The 18,850-nt window shown below is 70.4% G+C and carries 16 protein-coding genes; 3 read left to right on the forward strand and 13 right to left on the reverse strand.

Translation table 11 applies throughout. The features are described from left to right. Positions 1-284: 284 nt before the first annotated feature. The 9 genes from AB0D12_RS04130 to AB0D12_RS04170 all read right to left on the reverse strand — a co-directional run bounded on the left by AB0D12_RS04130 (position 285) and on the right by AB0D12_RS04170 (position 12,147). Positions 285-2,681 (reverse strand): glycosyl hydrolase family 65 protein, encoded by a 2,397-nt coding sequence (locus AB0D12_RS04130; RefSeq protein ID WP_362676855.1) that lies wholly within the window; start codon positions 2,679-2,681, stop codon positions 285-287. Next, entirely contained in the window at positions 2,678-3,421 is a 744-nt protein-coding gene (locus AB0D12_RS04135; RefSeq protein ID WP_362676857.1) for a beta-phosphoglucomutase family hydrolase, read from the reverse strand. The genes AB0D12_RS04130 and AB0D12_RS04135 overlap by 4 nt, the downstream gene beginning before the upstream one ends. A 156-nt stretch (positions 3,422-3,577) precedes the next feature. Further along, positions 3,578-5,035, reverse strand: coding sequence for a glucose-6-phosphate dehydrogenase (gene zwf / locus AB0D12_RS04140; RefSeq protein ID WP_362676859.1), 1,458 nt, complete (start codon positions 5,033-5,035; stop codon positions 3,578-3,580). Between the two features lie 3 nt (positions 5,036-5,038). Further along, a complete protein-coding gene (gene gnd / locus AB0D12_RS04145; RefSeq protein ID WP_362677266.1) occupies positions 5,039-6,052 on the reverse strand; it encodes a phosphogluconate dehydrogenase (NAD(+)-dependent, decarboxylating) in 1,014 nt (337 codons plus the stop codon). A gap of 98 nt (positions 6,053-6,150) precedes the next feature. Continuing rightward, positions 6,151-8,214: a transketolase gene (tkt, locus tag AB0D12_RS04150; RefSeq protein ID WP_362676861.1), complete on the reverse strand. Its 2,064-nt coding sequence runs from the start codon at positions 8,212-8,214 to the stop codon at positions 6,151-6,153. 158 nt (positions 8,215-8,372) lie between these two features. Beyond that, the gene (locus AB0D12_RS04155; RefSeq protein ID WP_362676863.1) at positions 8,373-9,257 is read right to left on the reverse strand and encodes a universal stress protein; all 885 of its coding nucleotides are present in this window, start codon (positions 9,255-9,257) and stop codon (positions 8,373-8,375) included. A 303-nt stretch (positions 9,258-9,560) separates the two neighbouring features. Beyond that, positions 9,561-9,683: a hypothetical protein gene (locus AB0D12_RS04160; RefSeq protein ID WP_362676864.1), complete on the reverse strand. Its 123-nt coding sequence runs from the start codon at positions 9,681-9,683 to the stop codon at positions 9,561-9,563. A 63-nt stretch (positions 9,684-9,746) separates the two neighbouring features. Then, on the reverse strand, positions 9,747-11,144 hold the full coding sequence (locus AB0D12_RS04165; RefSeq protein WP_362676866.1) for an FAD-binding oxidoreductase: 1,398 nt from the start codon (positions 11,142-11,144) through the stop codon (positions 9,747-9,749). Positions 11,145-11,169: 25 nt separating this feature from the next. Then, entirely contained in the window at positions 11,170-12,147 is a 978-nt protein-coding gene (locus tag AB0D12_RS04170; protein ID WP_362676868.1) for an antibiotic biosynthesis monooxygenase, read from the reverse strand. Between the two features lie 79 nt (positions 12,148-12,226). On the opposite strand from AB0D12_RS04170, the gene AB0D12_RS04175 reads away from it, so the two are divergent. Then, positions 12,227-12,793: a nucleoside deaminase gene (locus AB0D12_RS04175; RefSeq protein ID WP_362676870.1), complete on the forward strand. Its 567-nt coding sequence runs from the start codon at positions 12,227-12,229 to the stop codon at positions 12,791-12,793. Positions 12,794-12,812: 19 nt separating this feature from the next. Here AB0D12_RS04175 and AB0D12_RS04180 read toward each other — a convergent pair whose 3' ends face one another. Beyond that, positions 12,813-13,262: an N-acetyltransferase gene (locus AB0D12_RS04180; protein ID WP_362676872.1), complete on the reverse strand. Its 450-nt coding sequence runs from the start codon at positions 13,260-13,262 to the stop codon at positions 12,813-12,815. A 32-nt stretch (positions 13,263-13,294) separates the two neighbouring features. Here AB0D12_RS04180 and AB0D12_RS04185 point away from each other — a divergent pair, with 32 nt between their 5' ends. Further along, positions 13,295-14,086 carry a TIGR02569 family protein gene (locus AB0D12_RS04185; RefSeq protein WP_362676874.1) on the forward strand — a complete coding sequence of 264 codons (792 nt, stop codon included), beginning with the start codon at positions 13,295-13,297 and terminating at the stop codon, positions 14,084-14,086. Positions 14,087-14,176: 90 nt separating this feature from the next. Here AB0D12_RS04185 and AB0D12_RS04190 read toward each other — a convergent pair whose 3' ends face one another. Together AB0D12_RS04190 and AB0D12_RS04195 are read right to left on the reverse strand one after the other, a co-directional pair. Then, complete coding sequence (locus tag AB0D12_RS04190; protein ID WP_362676875.1) at positions 14,177-14,764, reverse strand: TetR family transcriptional regulator; 588 nt, start codon at positions 14,762-14,764, stop codon at positions 14,177-14,179. 5 nt (positions 14,765-14,769) lie between these two features. Then, the gene (locus AB0D12_RS04195; RefSeq protein WP_362676877.1) at positions 14,770-16,200 is read right to left on the reverse strand and encodes an amidase; all 1,431 of its coding nucleotides are present in this window, start codon (positions 16,198-16,200) and stop codon (positions 14,770-14,772) included. Between the two features lie 55 nt (positions 16,201-16,255). Between AB0D12_RS04195 and AB0D12_RS04200 the strand changes: the two genes are divergently transcribed. Next, positions 16,256-17,050: an SDR family NAD(P)-dependent oxidoreductase gene (locus AB0D12_RS04200; protein WP_362676879.1), complete on the forward strand. Its 795-nt coding sequence runs from the start codon at positions 16,256-16,258 to the stop codon at positions 17,048-17,050. Between the two features lie 247 nt (positions 17,051-17,297). Here AB0D12_RS04200 and AB0D12_RS04205 read toward each other — a convergent pair whose 3' ends face one another. Then, positions 17,298-18,845 carry an NCS1 family nucleobase:cation symporter-1 gene (locus AB0D12_RS04205; RefSeq protein ID WP_362676881.1) on the reverse strand — a complete coding sequence of 516 codons (1,548 nt, stop codon included), beginning with the start codon at positions 18,843-18,845 and terminating at the stop codon, positions 17,298-17,300. Positions 18,846-18,850 lie beyond the last annotated feature (5 nt).

Raw genomic sequence — 18,850 nt, forward strand, 5'->3', positions numbered from 1 at the left:
TGTGCCACCTTGTGTTGGGGCGAATCCATCGGTCCGGTCGGCCATGCTCTTCCTGCCGGACCGGTTCGTGCTCCGCATCCCCACGGCTCGATCGGACCACCGGCCGGGACATCGCCACGCCCGGCCGACGACCGATACCGCGCCTGGCCACACCCCCACGTCGTCCCCCGAAGGATTTCCGGAGCCGACCACCAAGCATTACCAGCCCACTGGGGATCGTGCCAGGCTCTGCCGCGTGGTCGTGTCACATCCCGCCTCTCTGGAGCGGACGGCGGGCTGACAGGTCAGCCGACCGCCTCCCCGCCGGTCATCGCCGCGCCGCCCATACGGTCGGCAGGCCGACGGCCCCTGGGCTGCTGCGGTTCCGGTTGAACGGGCACCGGCGGCAGGGGACGCTCCACGGGCCGGGACACCGTGACGGTGAGCGGCTCGCCGTGGTGCAGGATCTTCAGCGGGTCCCCCTCCACCAGGGTGTAGACGGCTGCGGAGCTGCGGATGTCCACATGCAGCCTGCGCCCCCGCACCAGCACGGTGAACCGAAGGCCGGAGAGACGCTCGGGCAGCCGCGGGGAGAACCCCAATTCGCCCGCACCGCTCTCCCCGTCGCACTGGCGCAGTCCTCCGAGCCCGAGCACCAGCGCCATCCAGGTGCCCGCAAGGGAGGCGATGTGCAGACCGTCGCGGGTGTTGTGCTCCAGGTTCTCCAGGTCCATCAGGGCCGCCTCGCCCAGATAGGCATAGGCCAGTCGGAGGTGTCCCGTCTCAGCGGCCATGACGGCCTGGCAGCACGCCGACAGCGAGGAGTCCCGTACGGTCAGCTGCTCGTAGTAGGCGAAGTTGCGTGCCTTCTCCTCGGCGGTGAAGGCGTCGCCGCAGGTCAGCATGGCGAGGACCAGGTCTGCCTGTTTCACGACCTGTTTGCGGTAGAGGTCGAAGTACGGGAAATGCAGCATCAGCGGGTACTGCTCCGGGGAGGTGTTGTCGAAGTCCCACCGCTGGAAGCCCGTGAACCCGGCCGACTGCTCGTGCACACCGAGCATCTCGTTGTACGGCACGGCGATCCGGGCGGCGGCGTCCCGCCATGCGGCGGTCTCCTCGTCGTCGACCCCCAGTTCCTCCGCGCGTTCGACGTGGCGCACCGCCACCTCCGCGGCAGCCACCAGATTCCGGCGCGCCATCAGGTTGGTGTAGAGGTTGTCGCGGGCGATGGCGCTGTACTCGTCGGGGCCCGTGACGCCGTCGATATGGAAGACGCCCTCCGCGTCGTGGTGGCCGAGCGAGTGCCAGAGCCGCGCGGTGTGCACCAGCAGTTCCAGTCCCGGCCCCCGCTCGAACGCCTCGTCGCCGGTGGCGGTCACATACCGCAGCACGGCGTCGGCGATGTCGGCGTTGACATGAAACGCGGCCGTGCCCGCCGGCCAGTACGCCGAGCATTCCGCGCCGGTGATGGTCCGCCACGGGAACGCCGCTCCGGCCAGCCCGAGCTGATGGGCGCGGTCCCGGGCCGCGGGCAGGGTCGCGTGCCGCCAGCGCAGGACCGGGGCGACGGACTGGGGGGCCGTGTAGGTGAGCACCGGGAGGACGAAGGACTCCACGTCCCAGAACGAGTGCCCGTCGTAGCCCGTCCCCGTCAGCCCCTTGGCGGGGATCGCCCGTTCCTCGCCGCGGGCCGCGGCCTGCAGCACATGGAACAGCCCGAAGCGCACGGCCTGCTGGATCTCCGCGTCCCCGTCCACCTCCACGTCCGCGCCGGACCAGAAGTTGTCCAGATAGGCCCGCTGCTCGGCGAGCAGCCCGTCCCAGCCGGTGCTGCGGGCGGCGGCGACCGCGCCGTCGACCTGGTCGTGGACGGCGGGCAGCGATCTCTCCGCGGACCACCCGTACGCCACGAACTTCACCAGCCGCAGCCGCTCGCCGGGTGCCAGTGCGGCGGTGACCGTGAGCCTGCTGACGTCGGGCTCGCTCTCGACCGACCAGGCCGTCCCCTCGGGGCCCTCGATGATGTGGTCGGCCGCGGCCGCCACCCGCTGGCCGCTCTTCCGGGTGCGGTGCACCAGGCGCAGCCGCGTGTCCTGGGCGAAGTCCTCCTCCGCCTCGAGCGGGGACTCGACCGCGGCCGCGACCCGCGGGTCGCCGGTGTCGTGCGGCATCTGCTCGTTGGCGACCAGCTCGGACTGGACGGCCACGGTGGCCCCGGCGTCCAGCGGCTCCACCTCGTAGGCGATCGCCGCGATGGCGCGCTGGGTCAACGACACCAGCCGGTACGAGGTGATGCGGACGGCGCAGCCGCCCGGGGAGGTCCACTCCGCGGTGCGGCGGAGGACTCCTGTGCGGAAGTCCAGCACCCGCTCGTGTGCCGTGAGTTCGCCGTACCGCAGGTCGTAGGGGTGGTCGTCCACCAGCAGCCGGATGATCTTCCCGTCGGTGACGTTGATCATCGTCTCACCGGACTCCGGATAGCCGTAGCCGGCCTCGGCGTAGGGCAGCGGGTGCAGTTCGTGGACACCGTTGAGATAGGCGCCGGGAAGCCCGTGCGGTTCACCCTCGTCGAGATTGCCGCGCCATCCGATATGGCCGTTGGCGAGCGCGAACAGGGACTCGCTCTGGGCGAGGACGTCGAGGTTCAGCTCGGTCTCGCGCAGGCACCACGGTTCGACCACATAGCCGGGATGGGTGATCATCGTGACTCCAGCAGTTCGGCGAGATCCTTCACGACGATGTCCGCGCCGTGCCGCCGGAGCTCCGCGGCCTGCCCGGTCCTGTCGATGCCCACGACAAGGCCGAACCCCCCTGCCCGGCCGGCCTCCACGCCCGCCAGGGCGTCCTCGAAGACCGCCGCGGCCCCCGGTTCGGCGCCCAGAGCACGGGCCGCGGCCAGATAGGTGTCCGGTTGCGGCTTTCCCCGCAAACGCTGCTCCCTGGCGACGATCCCGTCGATGCGCTCCTCGAAGAGATCCTCGATGCCCGCCGCGGCCAGCACATCGCGGCAGTTGGCGCTCGAGGAGACCACGGCACGCCGCAGACCCGCGTCCCTGGCGGCGCTCACATACGCCACCGAGCCCTCGTAGGCCTCCACACCCTGCTCACGGATCTTACGGAGCACCAGCGCGTTCTTACGGGTGCCCAGGCCGTTCACCGTCTCCCTGTCCGGCCCGTCGTCGGGCGCACCCTCGGGCAGCCGGATCTCCCGCGACGCGAGGAAGGTGCGCACCCCGTCCTCGCGCGGCCGGCCGTCCACGTACTCGTCGTAGTCGTGCACGGCGTCGAACGGTTCGAAGGGAACGCCTTCACGTTCGGCGCGCCGGCGGAGGTAGTCGTCGAACATCTCCTTCCATGCCGCCGCGTGCACCTTCGCGGTGCGCGTGAGGACGCCGTCGAGGTCGAACAGGCAAGTGCGTACGTGATCCGGAAGCCCCAGCATGCCGTCGAGGCTAGAAGGGTGAGGCGGTCGCCGGGGGCGGCGGATGCCGCCCGCCGCGCCATGCGTAGCCCGTGGGGATGATGTACCAGTGTCATCCGGAGCAGCCGCGGGCGCGGCCGGGCACCGGGCCCGGCCGCACGGGGTCGCTCGCGGGTGTCACTGAGCGTCCGGCAGGCTCCACCGGTAGGGCGCGATGAGCCGGTCGACCGACTCGGGGCCCCAGGAGCCCGGTGCGTAGGGCTCGACCGGCGGCGGGTTCTCCAGCAGCGGGGCGGACGCCTTCCAGAGCCGCTCGATCCCGTCGGAGCGGGTGAACAGGGACTGGTCCCCGAGCATCGCGTCCAGGATGAGGCGCTCGTATCCCTCCAGCGCGTACATCGAGTTGACGGAGTCGGCGTAGTTGAAGACCATCTCGGCCTCGCTCAGGCGCATGGCGGGTCCTGGCTCCTTCACCAGGAAACGGGCGGCGATCCGGCCGGGGTCAGCGAAATCGATCACAAATTCGTTGTTCCGGGATTCCGTGCCGCTCTGCGCGGCCAGGGGGAACATACGCAGCGCCGGTTCCCGGAAGCCGAGCGTCACGACGTGCCGCCCCTGACCGAGCGCCTTTCCCGAGCGCAGGTAGAAGGGCACTCCGGCCCACCGCCAGTTGTCGAGTTCGACGCGCAGTGCGACGAAGGTCTCGGTGTCCGACCGTGGATCGACGCCCGGCTCGTCGCGATAGCCCTCGTACTGGCCGCGGACGACCTGTGCCGGATCCAGCGGCCGCATGCTCTCGAAGACCTTCTCCTTCTCGTCCCGCAGGGGCTTCGCCGCAAGGGCGGTCGGGGGTTCCATCGCCACGAACCCCATGAGCTGGAAGAGGTGAGTGACGATCATGTCCCGGAAGGTGCCAGTCCCTTCGAAGAACTGTGCGCGGCCCTCGATGCCGATCTTCTCCGGCACGTCGATCTGCACATGGCTGATGTGGTCGCGGTTCCACACGGGCTCGAGGAGTCCGTTGGCGAAGCGGAGGGCGAGGATGTTGTCGACCGACTCCTTGCCGAGGAAGTGGTCGATGCGGAAGACGCGGGACTCGTCGAAGACCGCGTGGATGGTCGCGTTGAGGGCCTGGGCCGAGGGGAGATCCGTGCCGAACGGTTTCTCCACGATGACACGGGCGTTGTCGGCGAGGCCGGTCGTGCCGAGCAGCTCCACGACGGAGCCGAAGGCCTTGGGCGGCACGGCGAGGTGGAACAGGCGCCGCGGGTTGCCGCCGACGGCCCGCTCGGCCTCCCGTACGGCCTCCAGAAGCGGCTCGGGGGCGTCGGGGTCGGCCGCGCCGAAGGACAGTGCGTCCTCGAACTCCTGCCACGCCTTGCCCTCGGGCTTCGACCTGCCGAACTCGGCGACCGCCTCCCGTGCCCGCTTGCGGAATTCGTCGTCGCTGAGCGCGACCTGGGCGGGCGCCGAGCCGATGACACGGAAGCGGGGCGGCATCAGCCCCGCCTTGGCCAGGTGGAAAAGCCCCGGCAGGAGCTTGCGCCGGGCCAGGTCGCCGGTCGCGCCGAAGAGCACGATGACATGGTCCTCCGGGACCGGGGGACGGCTTTCCGGCTGGGAAGGGCTGGCCACGGTTCACCCCGCCTTCTCGGCGTGACCGCCGAACTCGCCGCGCATCGCGGACAGCAGCTTGTCGGTGAACTCGCCCAGCCCGCGCGATTCGTACCGCTGCGTCAGCGCAGAGATGATGACCGGGGCGGGCACGCTCTCGTCGACCGCCGCCAGGACCGTCCAGCGGCCCTCCCCCGAGTCCGAGACGCGGCCGGTGAACGTGTCGAGCTCGGGCGAGCGCGCCAGCGCGTCGGCGACCAGGTCGACAAGCCATGAACTGACGACCGAGCCCCGGCGCCACACCTCGGCGACCTCGGCGACGTCGATCTCGTACTGGTAGGCCTCCGGCTCGCGCAGCGGGGCGGTCTCGGCGTCGACGGCCCTGCGGCGCATGCCCGCGTCCGCGTGCTTGATGATGCTGAGCCCCTCGGCGACGGCGGCCATCATCCCGTACTCCACTCCGTTGTGCACCATCTTCACGAAGTGGCCCGCGCCGCTCGGGCCGCAGTGCAGGTAGCCCTCGGGCGCCGTCCCGTCGGCGCGGGTCCTGCCCGCGGTGGGCTCGACGCTCCCGGCGCCGGGGGCGATGGTGCGGAAGATCGGGTTCAGCCGTGCCACCGCGTCGTCCTCGCCGCCGATCATCAGGCAGTAGCCCCTTTCGAGGCCCCAGACGCCGCCCGAGGTCCCGCAGTCGACGTAGTGGATTCCGCGGGGAGCGAGCTGCTGCGCCCGGGCGATGTCGTCCCGGTAGTACGAGTTGCCGCCGTCGACGACGGTGTCATCGGGGTCGAGCAGCGCGGCCAGCTGGTCCAGTGTCGGCTGCACCACTCCGGCGGGGAGCATCTGCCAGACGTTCCTGGGCTTTTCCAGCTTGTCGACGAAGTCATGGAGCGAGTTGGCGGCCGTCGCCCCCTCCTTCTCCAGCTCCTGCACGGCCTCCCGGTCGAGGTCGTAGACGACGCATCGGTGACCGTCACGCATCAGCCGGCGCACGAGATTGGCGCCCATCCGGCCGAGCCCGATCATGCCGAGCTGCATGGGTGTGTCAGTGGTCATGTCCGGCTTCCCCGTTCTTCAGAGCGCGGTGATGATGACGGATGAGGGCGTTGGTGGACGGCTCGTGGCCGAGGTCCGGCTCATGTCCTCGCCTCCTGCCGGGACTCCACCAGCTCCCGTGCGACCTCGGCCACCCGCTGCGGGGTGAACCCGAACTTCGTGAGCAGTTGTTTCAGGGGCGCCGAGGCACCGTAGGTGTGCATGCCGACGAGAGCGCCCGCGTCTCCCACGTAGCGGTCCCAGCCGAACGTCGATGCCTGCTCGATGCCGACCCGCGCGGTCACCGCCGGCGGCAGTACCTGGTCGCGGTACTCCCGCGGCTGACGGTCGAACAGCTCCCAGCACGGCATGCTGACCACCCGGGCCCCGATGCCGTCGGCTGCGAGTTCGTCCCGGGCGGCCAGCGCCAGGGACACTTCGGATCCGGTGGCGAGCAGGATCACCTGTGGCTCGCCGGAGGGCGGGTCCGCCAGCACATAGGCACCGCGTGCGACACCCGAAGCGGCGGCCAGCCGCGTTCGGTCGAGCGTGGGCAGCGCCTGGCGGGAGAGGACCAGTGCCGCCGGCTCGTGGCGCAGGCCGGCGACCAGCCGCCAGGTCTCGACGACTTCGCCCGCGTCGCCGGGGCGGAACACCAGCAGTCCCGGCATCGCGCGCAGGCCCGCAAGCTGTTCGACCGGCTGGTGGGTGGGTCCGTCCTCGCCGACGCCGATGGAGTCGTGCGTGAAGATGTGGACGACCGGGATCTCCATCAGCGCGGAGAGCCGGATGGCTCCCTTGGCGTAGTCGGAGAAGATGAGGAATCCCGACCAGTACGGCCGCAGCTTGGTCAGGGCCATACCGTTGGCGACGGCCGCCGCTGCGTGCTCCCGGACGCCGAGGTGGAGGTTGCGCCCGGACGGGCTCTCCGGCTGGAAGTCTCCCGCGCCGTCGAAGGTGAGATGGGTCTTGGTCGACGGCGCGAGGTCGGCGGAGCCGCCGAGGAGCCAGGGAATGCTCTGCGCGAGGGCGTTGAGCACCTGGGCCGAGGAGTCCCTGGTGGCCAGGCCCTTGGGGTCGGCGGGGAAGTCGGGAAGCTTGCTGTCCCATCCGTCCGGGAGTTCACGGCGCTGCATGCGCTCCAGCTCGTCGGCGAGTTCGGGCCAGGCGGCGCGGTATGCGTCGAACCGTTCCTCCCAGGCGGTGCGCAGTTGTGCACCACGCGCACCGATGCCCTGGCCGAACCAGTCACGGACCTCCTCGGGAATCCAGAACTGCTCGTCCTCGGGTATGCCGAGGAAGCGCTTGGTCGCCAGGACGCCGTCCGGTCCGAATGGTGCTCCGTGGGCCTTCGGTGAGTCCTCGACGGGTGAGCCGTAGCCGATGTGGCTGTGGACCAGGACCAGGGTGGGGCGCTCGGTCTCGGCCCGGAAGGTGTGGAAGGCGCGGGCGACGGCGTCGAGGTCGTTGGCGTCGGCGACGGTGGTCACGTTCCAGCCGTACGCGAGGAAGCGGGCGGCGACGTCCTCGGTGAAGGTGATGCTGGTGTGGCCCTCGATGGTGACCCGGTTCGAGTCGTAGATCCAGCACAGTTTGGACAGCCGTTGATGCCCTGCGAGCGAGGCGGCCTCCGAGGCGACGCCCTCCATCATGCAGCCGTCCCCGGCGAGCGCGTACACATCGAAGTCGAAGAGGGGGAAGTCCTCCCGGTTGTACCGCGCGGCGAGCCACCTGCCGGCCATCGCCATCCCGACGGAGTTCGCCACTCCCTGGCCGAGCGGCCCGGTCGTGGCCTCGACACCGCTCGTCCAGCGGTACTCGGGGTGACCGGGGCAGCGGGAGCCGAGCTGACGGAACGACTTCAGGTCGTCGAGCGTCACCGCCGGCCGTCCCAGCACCTCGTAGTCCGGGTCGACGGCACGGACGCCGGTCAGATGGAGCAGGGACCACAGCAGCGTCGAGGCGTGCCCCTCGGAGAGCACGAAGCGGTCGCGGTTGGGCCAGATCGGGTCCTGGGGATCGAACCGCAGGAACCGCTGCCAGAGGGTGTAGGCGACGGGCGCGATCCCCATGGGCGTGCCCGGGTGGCCGGACTGGGCCTTCTGGACGGCGTCCATGCAGAGACCGCGGACAGTGTTCACCGACAGCATGTCCAGGTCGGTCATGAGCGTTCCCCGATCTCGATGGGTTCAGGTCGGTCCGCCGCCCGGCGCGCCTGGCGACGGCAGTCCGGCACCGGGTGGGCCGCGCAGCGTTGGCGATCCTGCTCGGAGGATGCCGGGAGCTCCCGCTGCGATGCCTCACCCGCGACGGGTGAAATGCGTCAGACGTGCGGAACGACGGCGACGGGACAGGGAGCGTGGTGGATCACCGCGTGGGTGACCGAACCGATGTGCGTGCCCGATGCCGCCCTGCGCCGGCCGACGACAACAAGTCCCGCGTCGGACGCGGCATGGACGAGGTGGCTGCCCGCCCGCCCGGGAGCGGCCTCCTCGGACACCTTCACGCCCGGGAACCTGTCCCGGTAGGGGTGCACCGCGCCCGACAGCGCCGACTCCCGCTCCGCCTTGGTCCCCGGGTCGGGGCCGCCGTGCCCGGCAGCCGCGGCATGGTGGTGAAGGCCCGGAAAGTGCCAGGTGTGCACGATGTGCAACGGGACGGCGTGTCGTTCCGCGAAGGCGAACGCGAAGTCGAGAAGTTCGTCCTTCACATCGCGTACGTCCAGACCGAGGACCACTTTTCGGCGTCCATCGCCGCCGGGGGCGCCGGCGCTTGGCTCGCGGTCGCCGTAGTCCGGCCGTACGAGCACCACCGGGTGCTTCGCCTCCGCCACGACCTCCTGCCCCACCGAGCCGACGATGAAGCCGCCGACGCCGCCGAGTCCGTGCGACCCCAGGACGAGCAGGTCCGCGTCGGCGCCTGCGGCCAGCAGCACCCTGGCGGGGGCGTCCTCGACCTCCTCCGTGGCCATGGCGACCCCCGACTGACGCGCCCGGACGCGCTCCTCCATCGCACCCAGCAGACTCTGCTCCCGGTCGGTCCAGGTCTCGCGGGACGGCTTCACGGCCTGGAGCTGGTGCTCCGGCCACTGCGAGGCGTTCACCAGCCGGAGGCCGGTGCCACGCGCCGCTGCCTCGTCCGCGGCCCAGTCCACTGCCGCCAGGCTCTCGTCGGAGTCGTCCACTCCCACAGCGACGGGTCGGGACATGCTGCTCTCCTTGCCTCGGGCTCTTGCGAGGACCGTCACGAGGGCCGTCACGGGCATCCGCGCAAGAGGGGGCCTGGTCAAGAAATTACCCATACACCGGAAATGCCGCGATTCAGGGCATCACAGACAGTGACCCGTGCCCTCCGCGGGCGGTAGGCACCGGTGGTCCGTGCGCGGACGACCGGCCCGGTCCCGTACGGACGAGGCCGGAGCGCCCCCGGCCCCGGCCGGGCGGCGCGAGACGGAAGCGTCCGGCCCTCGGTCTGCGGGTGGCCGGCCCCGCACCCGCGGGGATGGCCCCAGTCACGGTGAACGCGCACGCGAGGCGTAGGCGCAGGTGTTGCCGCCGGCGCTGTTGGCGGTCTTCTTCCCGTCGGCGGTACGGAGGTTCGCTCGGCCGAGTCGCTGCAGCAGTGCACGCAGCACGCCCGTGGGGAATCCCCGTACGGCACGCCCACGGCGGCGCAACACAAATGCCGCTTGTGCCTGTCAAGCGGCCCAGGTTGTCGATCGCCCGAGGTAGGAGAAGAAGACGTCCTCGGGGTCGTAGCGTGCCTTCAGCCGGCCCAGGCGGTCCCAGTCGGACGGGCTGAAGGAGCGGCGGGCTCGGGAGGGGTCGGCCGTGAGGTCGGCTTCCGCGATGTAGTGGCCCGTACCGAGGGGTTCGACGATGCGCATGGCGTCGCGCAGCCAGCTGATGTTGGCGTCGTCCTGCGCCGCGGAGTCCCAGATCGCGTACGGGACGACGTAGCTGTCGCCGAGCACCGAGAAGGCCATGTCGTGCTGAAGTGACTTCTCCTGTGAGACCGGTGACACGGGGGCGAGTACGAGGGACTTCTCCGAGGGGGCCACCGCGACCACAGGGGCGAGCCTCGACAGCAGGGTTTCGTAGTCCGCGCCCGACCACAGGGTGTCGACGCCACAGCGGTGACTCGTCGGCCACATGGTCCCCGACGTCTCGTACAGGGCCTCGAGGGTGGTCGGCTCGTCGGCCTGCTGGAAGATGGCGTGGTCGGCGAGCGGGCAGACCCGCAGCGGCCCGAGGGAGCGGATCGCCTCATCCTGGCTGTCCGCGAAGGCGGTGGCAGCGACGATGACGACCTTGGGCCTCGGTGTGGCCGCCGACATGGCCGGGTCGGCGGTGCCCAGCACGAAGGACAGCTCGACGGTCGGCGGAAGTTCGGTTGCGGCCTCGCTGACCCAGCGGGTCACGGGTACGACGTCCGCCAGCGGAAAGGCGTATGTGGTCGTGACGATCGCCGCCGGGCGCGGGTACAGGGCGAGGCGGAAGCCGGTGACGATCGCGAAGAAGCCGGGGCCGGCTCCCCGCGCCGCCCAGAACAGGTCGGAGTTCTCGTCCGTGTCGCAGCTGACGACCTCGCCGGCGGCGGTCACGGCTTCTATCTGCCGCACGCTCGCACAAGCCGGTCCCAGCGCGCCGGAATTCCAGCCGAGACCGCCGCCGAGGAGATAACCGCCGAGGGCGACGGGTCCGCAGTGCCCGGTGGGGAAGGCCAGGCCGTGCCGGGAGAGTTCGGAGGCGAGTGCGCGGCCGGTGGCGGCGGGCTGGACGGTCGCCGTGGCGGAGTCCGGGTCGATACGGATCCGGTTGAGTGCGGAGAGGTCGATGAGCATGCCCCCGTCGCGCAGTGGCGAGCCGCACCAGCTGTGCCCGCCCGACCGTACGGCGATGCGCAGACCCTCGGAGCGGGCCAGGGCGACGGCTTCCGGGACATCGCGTTCCGAGGCGACGCGGACGATCACATCCGGGAACCGCGGGGGCTTGACACCGTTCCACAGGATGCCCTGCCAGGCGCTCTCGTATCCGGGGTCGCCTCGCCGGACGATGTCTCCCTCGATACGCCGCGTCGGCGTCTGTCCGCCCATGATGACCCCATTGGTCGACTCGTCGTCAGCCCTCGGTCAGGCCGAATATCACGAGGAAGATCGCCCAGCACACCATCACGACCAAGGCGCCCGCCGCATTCGTACGCACGGGACGTGCCCCGTTGGGCAGCAGCCAGAATGCGAGGGCTCGGTTGACCAGCGGCATCAGCACCCAGGTCAGGATGGAGACGCTCAGCACATTGGAGAAGAACAGGCCCAGATACCCGGGTATGCCCCAGTCGGCGAATACCTTTCCCACCGTCAGATTCAGGACCATCACGGTCGGATACAGAGCCAGGACGACGGACATGGTCTGTTTCCAGTTGGACGGAATCCCTTCCTCGTCGCCCTCCCCGAAGCGGAACCAGCCGCTGAACGCCGACCCGACCTTGCGTACGTTGTACGAGGAGAAGTACTGACGCCCCTCTTCGAGCATCTTTTCGCGGTCGGCGGAGGCGAGCCAATCGTCGAGGTTGTCGCGGGTGTCAAAACGGAAAGCGACCACCCACTTGTCCTGGATTCCCTCCACCGGCTGGAACAACTCGCTCCCCATGAAGCCGGGATGCTTTTCCTGCACCTTCAGGACCTTGTCCTGCCACCGCACAAAGTCGGACTCCTTCCCCGGCCGCACGGAATGGGAGATGACCGCAGTGACAACCTCCTGCTCCTGTGGGGCAGCCGCCCCGCCGGCAAGCACCTCTTGCGTCGGGGCACCCTCGAACAGCGGGCTCGCCTCATTCAGGAGCTCGCGGCGCGCGCCGGAGTCCAGCCATGTGGTCAGCTCATCGATACGGGAGAACCGGAAGACCGCCACCCACTCGTTCTCCTCGCCGGAGCCCGGTGGATACACCTCCGCGCCCTCGAAGCCGTCAAAGCCTTCGGCAACGTGGTTGGTCTTCTCCTGCCAGCGCTTATACGCGTCAACCCGACCTTCCCGGACTTTCTGGGAGGTCACGACGGTCGCGCCGTCGCCGCCGGCGACACGGCTTGCAGCAACACCCATACGGAGTAGCCTACTACGTAGGGGAGTTATCGGACAAATGGGGGATTACACCTCAGTGAGTGTGAAGCGGAGGTTCGACATGGGGCACAAGGAGTTTCTGACCGAGGCAGTACGGCTGGCCACCGAGTCCGTGGAAGAGGGATGGGGCGGCCCATTCGGCGCGGTCATCACCCGTGACGGCGAGATTCTGGCCCGCGGGCAGAATCGCGTGCTCCTCACCGGCGACCCCACCGCGCACGCCGAAGTGGAGACCATTCGCAAGGCGGTTCAGCGACTCAATCCCGAGGCGCCCTCCATATCGCAGGAGCACCAGAACGAGAGCACGCTGGAATACGTGCAGCGCCCGGAAGGATCCCCCGATCCGGTATCGGAAAGGGCCCGGATGCTCAAAGGGTGCTCGATCTACATCAGCGGCGCCCCGTGCCCGATGTGCATGAGCGCCATTTACTGGTCGCGGATCGACAACGTCTATTTCAGCTGCGATTTGAAGGCCACGCGTGAGATCGGATTCGACGACGCCTTCCAGTACGAGGACTTCATGAAGCCCCTCGACGAGCGCAGGATCCAGATCGAGCAGATCCATCCCGAGTTGGGCGCGGAGGCCTACGAGGCGTGGAGCTCAAAGCCCGACCGGCACCCGTACTGAAGAACCTCGGCGCTGAACCTCAGCGGTAGCGGATGTCGGCGAACGGCCAGTCGGCGGTGAGCCAGGCGCTGACGGCCTCGTACAGCGGCTGGTCGAGGCTCCCACGGTCTGCCCGTACCCACGAACGCACTGTGGTGACGGCCGGGTCGTCCCGGTCCGGGTAGATGTAGACGCAGCCGACGACGACATCGGTCCCGGTCTCGACAACGGTGTACGTGAAGCCCCGCCGCTGCTCGAAGTCCCCGGCGTGCCCGACCAGATCAGCCAGATTCTCCTCCGCCGTCATCCCCTCGGCCGGTGGCCAACTCCGGCTGAAACCAGGACTCTTGCGGATGTGTTCGATACTCGACGTCCACGCGGCCAGGTCGGCCTCGTTGTGCTCGGGCCCCAGCGGTTCGAGACGGAATGGCCCGCAGTCGAGTTCGCGCGGCACCACGAATTCATCGGGCACGAAGAGAGTGTTCGACATCCGTGCAGGGTAGCCACCTACGCTCCCCGTCCATGAGCCAGTCCCCCGCCTCCGCGGCCCCACCATCTGTTGTGCTCACGGCGTTCGGCGCAGCCGAAGCGCCGGCCCTTCTCCCCGGCTGCCGGGGCTCGGCCTGGCGCTCCGGCGCGCTGGTGCTGAGGCCTGTTGCGACGGCGCCGGAGACCGCGTGGCGCGCGGGCGTGCTGCACCATCTGCCAGAGACCTCCGCCTTCCGCGTGGGCCGGCCGGTCCCGGCCGCCGACGGATCCTGGGCGGCGCACGGCTGGGAGGCCTGGCGGCTGATCGGCGGATCCAGCGATCCGCACCGCGCCGACGACGTCATCCGGGCGGGCGAGGCATTCCACGCGGCACTGGCGGACCTGCCCCGGCCGCGCTTCCTCGGCCTACGCGACAATCCCTGGTCCCGCGCCGAGCGACTGGCCTGGCAGGAGACGGACCGGGCCCCGGACTACCCGTTGCTCAAACCGCTCCTCGCGGCGCTGCGCCCTGTCTCGGCCCCTGCCCAGATCATCCACGGTGATCTGCTGGGCAATGTCCTCTTCGAACCCGGCCTGCCGCCCGCCATCGTCGACTGGCCGCCCTACTGGCGGCCCGCAGGCTGGGCCTCGGCGGTCGTCGCCGTCGACGCGCTGTGCTGGTACGAGGCCGAGCCCGCGCTGCTCGACCGGTGGGCGCATCTGCCCGACTGGCGTCAACTGCTCGTTCGCGCCTTGGTCTTCCGTATCGCCACCCCCGCGACACTTGGCGGCGCGGAGGAGTACGCGTACCGCCCGGTCGTGGATCTCGTCCTCGACCGCGGCTGACACGGTCGGACAGGCCGCGTGCCACCCGCGCCTCGCCCGGTCGGCATGACGGGCGGTCTCTCCCGCGAGCCGGTGGCGGGGTGTGGGTGGTTACCGCCCGGCGTCCTGGCCGATCGCGCCCCGCGCGAGCAGCAGCAGCGCGTCGACCAGGTCCTCGGCCGGCCCGCCCGTGGCCAGTCTGCGCAGTTGCAGGCCCATCACCAGCGCCACGGTGGTCGCGGCGAGGTGCTCGGCGTCCGGGACGCCCAGGCCGGTGAGAATCTGCGCCGCCAGCCGGTCGTACGCCGCGAAGGCCTCTGCGGCCGCCTCCCGCAGCCGCTCGTCGCGCCCGGCCTCGACGTACAGCTCGAAGGGCGCGATGTGCTCGCTGTCGAAGGACGTGCCGCCCGCCACCTGCCCGGCCAGAGCGGCGGCGCCCGCGATGTCGACGCCGTCGCTCTGGCACTGGTCCGCGAGCTCGGTGAAGCGGCGGGTCTCCTCGCGCACGAAGTGCAGCAGGCTCTCGCGCAGCAGCTCGTGCTGGGTCTCGAAGTGGTACGTGACCGAGCCGAGCGAGACGCCCGCCTCCTTGGCGATCCGCCGGTTGGTGACCGCCGCGACGCCGTCCTTGCCGATGATGTGCAGGACGGCGGTGATGATGCGCTGCCGGGTCGGGGCGGAGCGGGCGGGGTTGGACATGACGGTCATTGTTCCACCGGTGCGCTCCCTCTGATCACCGGGGCGGGCGGCCGCTTCTCGTGCCACCGCTGGTCCGCCTCGAGTTGGGCGGCGAGTGAGATCAGTCGCTCCTCGCTGCCGGCCGGGCCGAGCAGCTGGGCACCGACAGGCAGTCCGTCATTGGTGAGGCCGGCCGGGACATTGACGCCGGGCCAGCCCAGTACGTTCCAGGGCCAGGCGTACGGGCACGCCGCCGCCATCGTCGAGTCGGTGCGCCAGGCGCTCATCCCGTCGAAGGTGCCGATGCGCGGCGGCGGCGCGGCGGTGGTCGGGGTGATCACGACGTCGTAGGTGTCGAAGATCGCGCCGACCCTCTGGTGCTGACGCGCCTCACGGGCGCGGGCGGCCCGCACCACACGGCCGCCGAGCCGTCGGCCGTTGCGCATGGCGCTGCGGGTGCGCGGGTCGAGGAGGGCGGGATCGGGGTGCAGGGCTGCGACTTCGGCGATCCCGGCGGTGGCGCGCGGCACGAAGGCGAGGCCGATCAGCCCGTAGCGCGGTCTGGCTTCCTCCACCTGGTGGCCGAGGCGGGCGAGGGCCTCGGCAAGTGCGGTGACGGCGCGGCGCACTTCGGGGTGGGGCATGGCGCGGGTGAGGGTGAGCGGGGGGCGCCAGGCGAGCGCGATGCGCAGCCGGCCCGGATCGCGGCGCGCGGCGGCGGAGGCGTCGATCGCGTCCGGCTGGTGCAGATCCTCGGGGTGCGGGCCCTGCACCACATCGAGGAGCAGGGCGGCGTCGGCGACGGTGCGGGCGAGCGGGCCGTTCACGGCGAGGCCCTGGAAGGCGTCGGCGTAGGGATGCAGGGAGACGCGTCCGCGCTGTGGCTTGATGCCGACGAGATGGGACCAGGCGGCCGGGATGCGAACCGATCCGGCGCCGTCCGAGCCGAGCGCCGCGGGTACGAGCCCCGCGGCGACGGCGGCCGCGGAGCCGCCGGAGGAACCGCCCGGGGTGTGGTCGGTGGACCAGGGGTTACGGGTCGCTCCGAAGGCAGGTCCCTCGGTGAACGGCCACTGGCCGAGTTCGCAGGAGTTGGTCTTGCCGACGATCACGGCGCCGGCCGCGCGGAGGCGGCGTACCGCTTCACCGTCCGCGGCGGCCGGGGCGAGTTCACCGTTGCAGCCGAAGAGAGTGGGCAGCCCGGCCACATCGGTGTCGTCCTTGACGGCGAGCGGCACGCCGAGGAGCGGCAGCCGCTCCCCCGCCGCCAGTCGCCGGTCCGCGTCACGGGCTTCGTCGAGCGCCCGTTCGCCGCGCACCCAGCGGAAGGCGTTGATGGTGCTCTGGCTGGCCTGAATGCGCTCGATCGCGCTGGTCACCAGCTCCTCGGACGTGGTCCGCCCCTCCCTCAACTCCCGCACGTGCTCTGTCAGTCCGGCGAATTCATCTGTGGACACGACCGCCCCGCCTCCCTATTGTTCGTTCGAACGAACAGAACTGGAGGGTAACCAGATGCGCATCACCGGAGCAACCGTTCTGCTGACCGGGGTCACCGGCGGTATCGGCGGCGCACTCGCCGCCGAACTCGCGGAACAAGGCGCCAAGTTGGTGCTGACCGGGCGCCGGCCCGACGCGCTGGAACCGTTCGCCGACCGGTACGGGGCCCGCACGATCATCGCCGACCTCGCCGACCCGGCGGATGTGACACGGCTCGCCGCCGAGGCCGCCGGCACGGACATCCTGATCGCCAACGCCGCGCTGCCCTCCAGCGGCGACCTGCTGGACTACACCCCGGAGCAGATCGACCGCGCCCTGGCGGTGAACCTTCGCGCCCCCGCGATGCTGGCCCGGCTGCTCGCCCCCGCCATGGTCGAGGCGCGACGGGGACATCTGGCGTTCGTCGGCTCGATGTCGGGCAAGACGGCGACGAAGTACTCCGCGCTGTACGACGCCACCAAGTTCGGTCTGCGCGGCTTCGCACTCTCGCTGCGCCAGGATCTGCACGACCACGGGGTCGGCGTATCGATCGTCCAGCCCGGGTTCGTGAGGGACGCGGGCATGTTCGCGGCAACCGGCGCGGAGGCCCCTGCGGGCCTGCGCACGGTCTCGCCCCGGCAGGTCGTGGCGGGCGTCTTCCGCGCCATCGAACAGGACCGGGCCGAAGTGAACGTCGCCCCGGTCGAGATGAAGGTGCTCACCGCGATCGGGGGTCAGTTCCCGGGCTTCTCCGAGCGCGTCCAGCGCCGCGCGAGCGGCGCGGACCGCACGGTCCGGGACATCGTGGAGGCGCAGCGCGACAGCCGCTGAGGGGAGGGAAATCTGCCCCGCCGGCGATTGAGGCGCGCGGTTCGGGGCGAAGCCCCGACCAGGCCGCCCGGCAGCGGGTTCGTCCTCAAACGCCGGACGGGCTGGACCTGCCCGTCAGCCGGTTCGTCCTCAAATACCGGACGGGCTGGATCTTCCGCCCGACGGGAGCAAGAACCAGCCCCGCCGGCGATTGAGGCGCGCGGTTCGGGGCGAAGCCCCGACCAGGCCCCCGGCAGCGCGTTCGTTCTCAAACCCCGGACGCGCTTGAATGCGCCGCACGGCCCCGCTCCGGCAGCATCAGCACCACATAGAGCACCAGCGACGCCGCCAGCCCCACCGCCCACCCGTAGTTCGCGAGCGGCTTCAGGAAGGGGATCAACCCGTCCTCGGGGAACGGCCCCTTCCCCTCCGCCGAGTGCGAACCGCCCACCGCCAGCAACCCGCCGACCACGAACGACGCCACCGCGCGCAGATTCCAGCCGGAGGTGTACCAGTAGCGGCTGCCCGGGGTGTACAGGCCGGCCAGGTCGAGGACGGTGCGGCGGACGATCCAGTAGTCGGCGATGAGGATGCCCGCGACCGTGCCGAGCAGTCCGCCGACCAGACCGAGCCAGGTGAAGATGTAGAGCTCGGGGGTCTCGGTCAGCTTCCACGGCATTATCACGACGCCGACGACGCCCGTGATCAGCGCTCCCCTGCGGAAGTTGACGATCTTCGGCGCCAGATTCGCCAGATCGTACGCGGGCGATACGACGTTCGCCGCGATGTTCACCGAGATCGTCGCGATCAGCACCGTCACCAGCGCGTAGAGCAGACCGAACACATTGTCGGTCTTGGCGGCGAGCTGGACCGGGTCCCATACCGGCGCCCCGTACACGGCCTGGGAGCCTGAGGTGACGAAGACCGACAGCAGCGCGAAGAGCGTCATCGTCGTCGGCAGACCCAGCGACTGCCCCCAGATCTGGGCGCGTTGGCCCGCCCCGAAGCGGGTGAAGTCGGGGATGTTCAGCGACAGCGTCGACCAGAAGGCGATCATCCCCATCAGCGAAGGGAAGAAGACCGTCCAGAAGTCCGCGCCCCAGCCGAGCTTGGAGGGCTGGTCGAGCAGCGGTCCGAGGCCGCCCGCCTTCGCTGTGATCCACACCAGCAGCGCCAGCGCGCCGACGATGACGAAGGGCGCGGCCCAGTTCTCGAACCGCCGCAGCGTCTCCATCCCCCGGTAGATGATCGCGAGTTCGAGCACCCAGAAGAGCAGGAAGCAGACCCAGAGGGTCCACGGCTGCCCGCCGACCTCCGAGGCCTTGGCCCAGCCACCGAAGATCTTGCCGAGCAGGATGAAGATGCCCTGACCGCCGATCCAGGTCTGGATGCCGAACCAGGCGCAGGCCACCCCGGCCCGGATCAGCGCCGGCAGATTCGCGCCGCGCAGCCCGAAGGACGCCCGCGCGAGCACCGGAAAGGGAATGCCGTACTTGGGTCCCGCGTGCCCGGTGAGCAGCATCGGCCCCAGCACGATCAGATTGGCGAGGCCGATGGTGAACACCGCCTGCTTCCAGTCCATCCCCAGCGTGACCAGGCCCGAAGCGAGCAGCCAGGACGGGATGTTGTGGGCCATGCCGACCCACAGCGCGGCGAAGTTGTATGTCGTCCAGCGGCGCTGCGCGACCGGGACGGGCAGCAGATCGTCGTTGACGAAGCGATGGTCGGCGGGGGCCGCGCCGGGCGCGAGCTCGACGCGTCCCGACAGGTCCTGTATCGATCCTTCGGGCGGGGCGGGCGGGACGGTCGCGGTCATTGCTG

Source organism: Streptomyces sp. NPDC048479, from assembly GCF_040651435.1.
GTDB lineage: Bacteria > Actinomycetota > Actinomycetes > Streptomycetales > Streptomycetaceae > Streptomyces.

Excerpts from the sequence above, each read along its gene's own strand:
- AB0D12_RS04130 (WP_362676855.1), bottom strand. The coding sequence starts at position 2,681 with ATGATCACCCATCCCGGCTATGTGGTCGAACCGTGGTGCCTGCGCGAG.
- AB0D12_RS04135 (WP_362676857.1), bottom strand. The coding sequence starts at position 3,421 with ATGCTGGGGCTTCCGGATCACGTACGCACTTGCCTGTTCGACCTCGAC.
- gnd (WP_362677266.1), bottom strand. The coding sequence starts at position 6,052 with ATGCAGCTCGGCATGATCGGGCTCGGCCGGATGGGCGCCAATCTCGTG.
- tkt (WP_362676861.1), bottom strand. The coding sequence starts at position 8,214 with ATGACCGACCTGGACATGCTGTCGGTGAACACTGTCCGCGGTCTCTGC.
- AB0D12_RS04155 (WP_362676863.1), bottom strand. The coding sequence starts at position 9,257 with ATGTCCCGACCCGTCGCTGTGGGAGTGGACGACTCCGACGAGAGCCTG.
- AB0D12_RS04165 (WP_362676866.1), bottom strand. The coding sequence starts at position 11,144 with ATGGGCGGACAGACGCCGACGCGGCGTATCGAGGGAGACATCGTCCGG.
- AB0D12_RS04170 (WP_362676868.1), bottom strand. The coding sequence starts at position 12,147 with ATGGGTGTTGCTGCAAGCCGTGTCGCCGGCGGCGACGGCGCGACCGTC.
- AB0D12_RS04175 (WP_362676870.1), top strand. The coding sequence starts at position 12,227 with ATGGGGCACAAGGAGTTTCTGACCGAGGCAGTACGGCTGGCCACCGAG.
- AB0D12_RS04180 (WP_362676872.1), bottom strand. The coding sequence starts at position 13,262 with ATGTCGAACACTCTCTTCGTGCCCGATGAATTCGTGGTGCCGCGCGAA.
- AB0D12_RS04185 (WP_362676874.1), top strand. The coding sequence starts at position 13,295 with ATGAGCCAGTCCCCCGCCTCCGCGGCCCCACCATCTGTTGTGCTCACG.
- AB0D12_RS04190 (WP_362676875.1), bottom strand. The coding sequence starts at position 14,764 with ATGTCCAACCCCGCCCGCTCCGCCCCGACCCGGCAGCGCATCATCACC.
- AB0D12_RS04200 (WP_362676879.1), top strand. The coding sequence starts at position 16,256 with ATGCGCATCACCGGAGCAACCGTTCTGCTGACCGGGGTCACCGGCGGT.
- AB0D12_RS04205 (WP_362676881.1), bottom strand. The coding sequence starts at position 18,845 with ATGACCGCGACCGTCCCGCCCGCCCCGCCCGAAGGATCGATACAGGAC.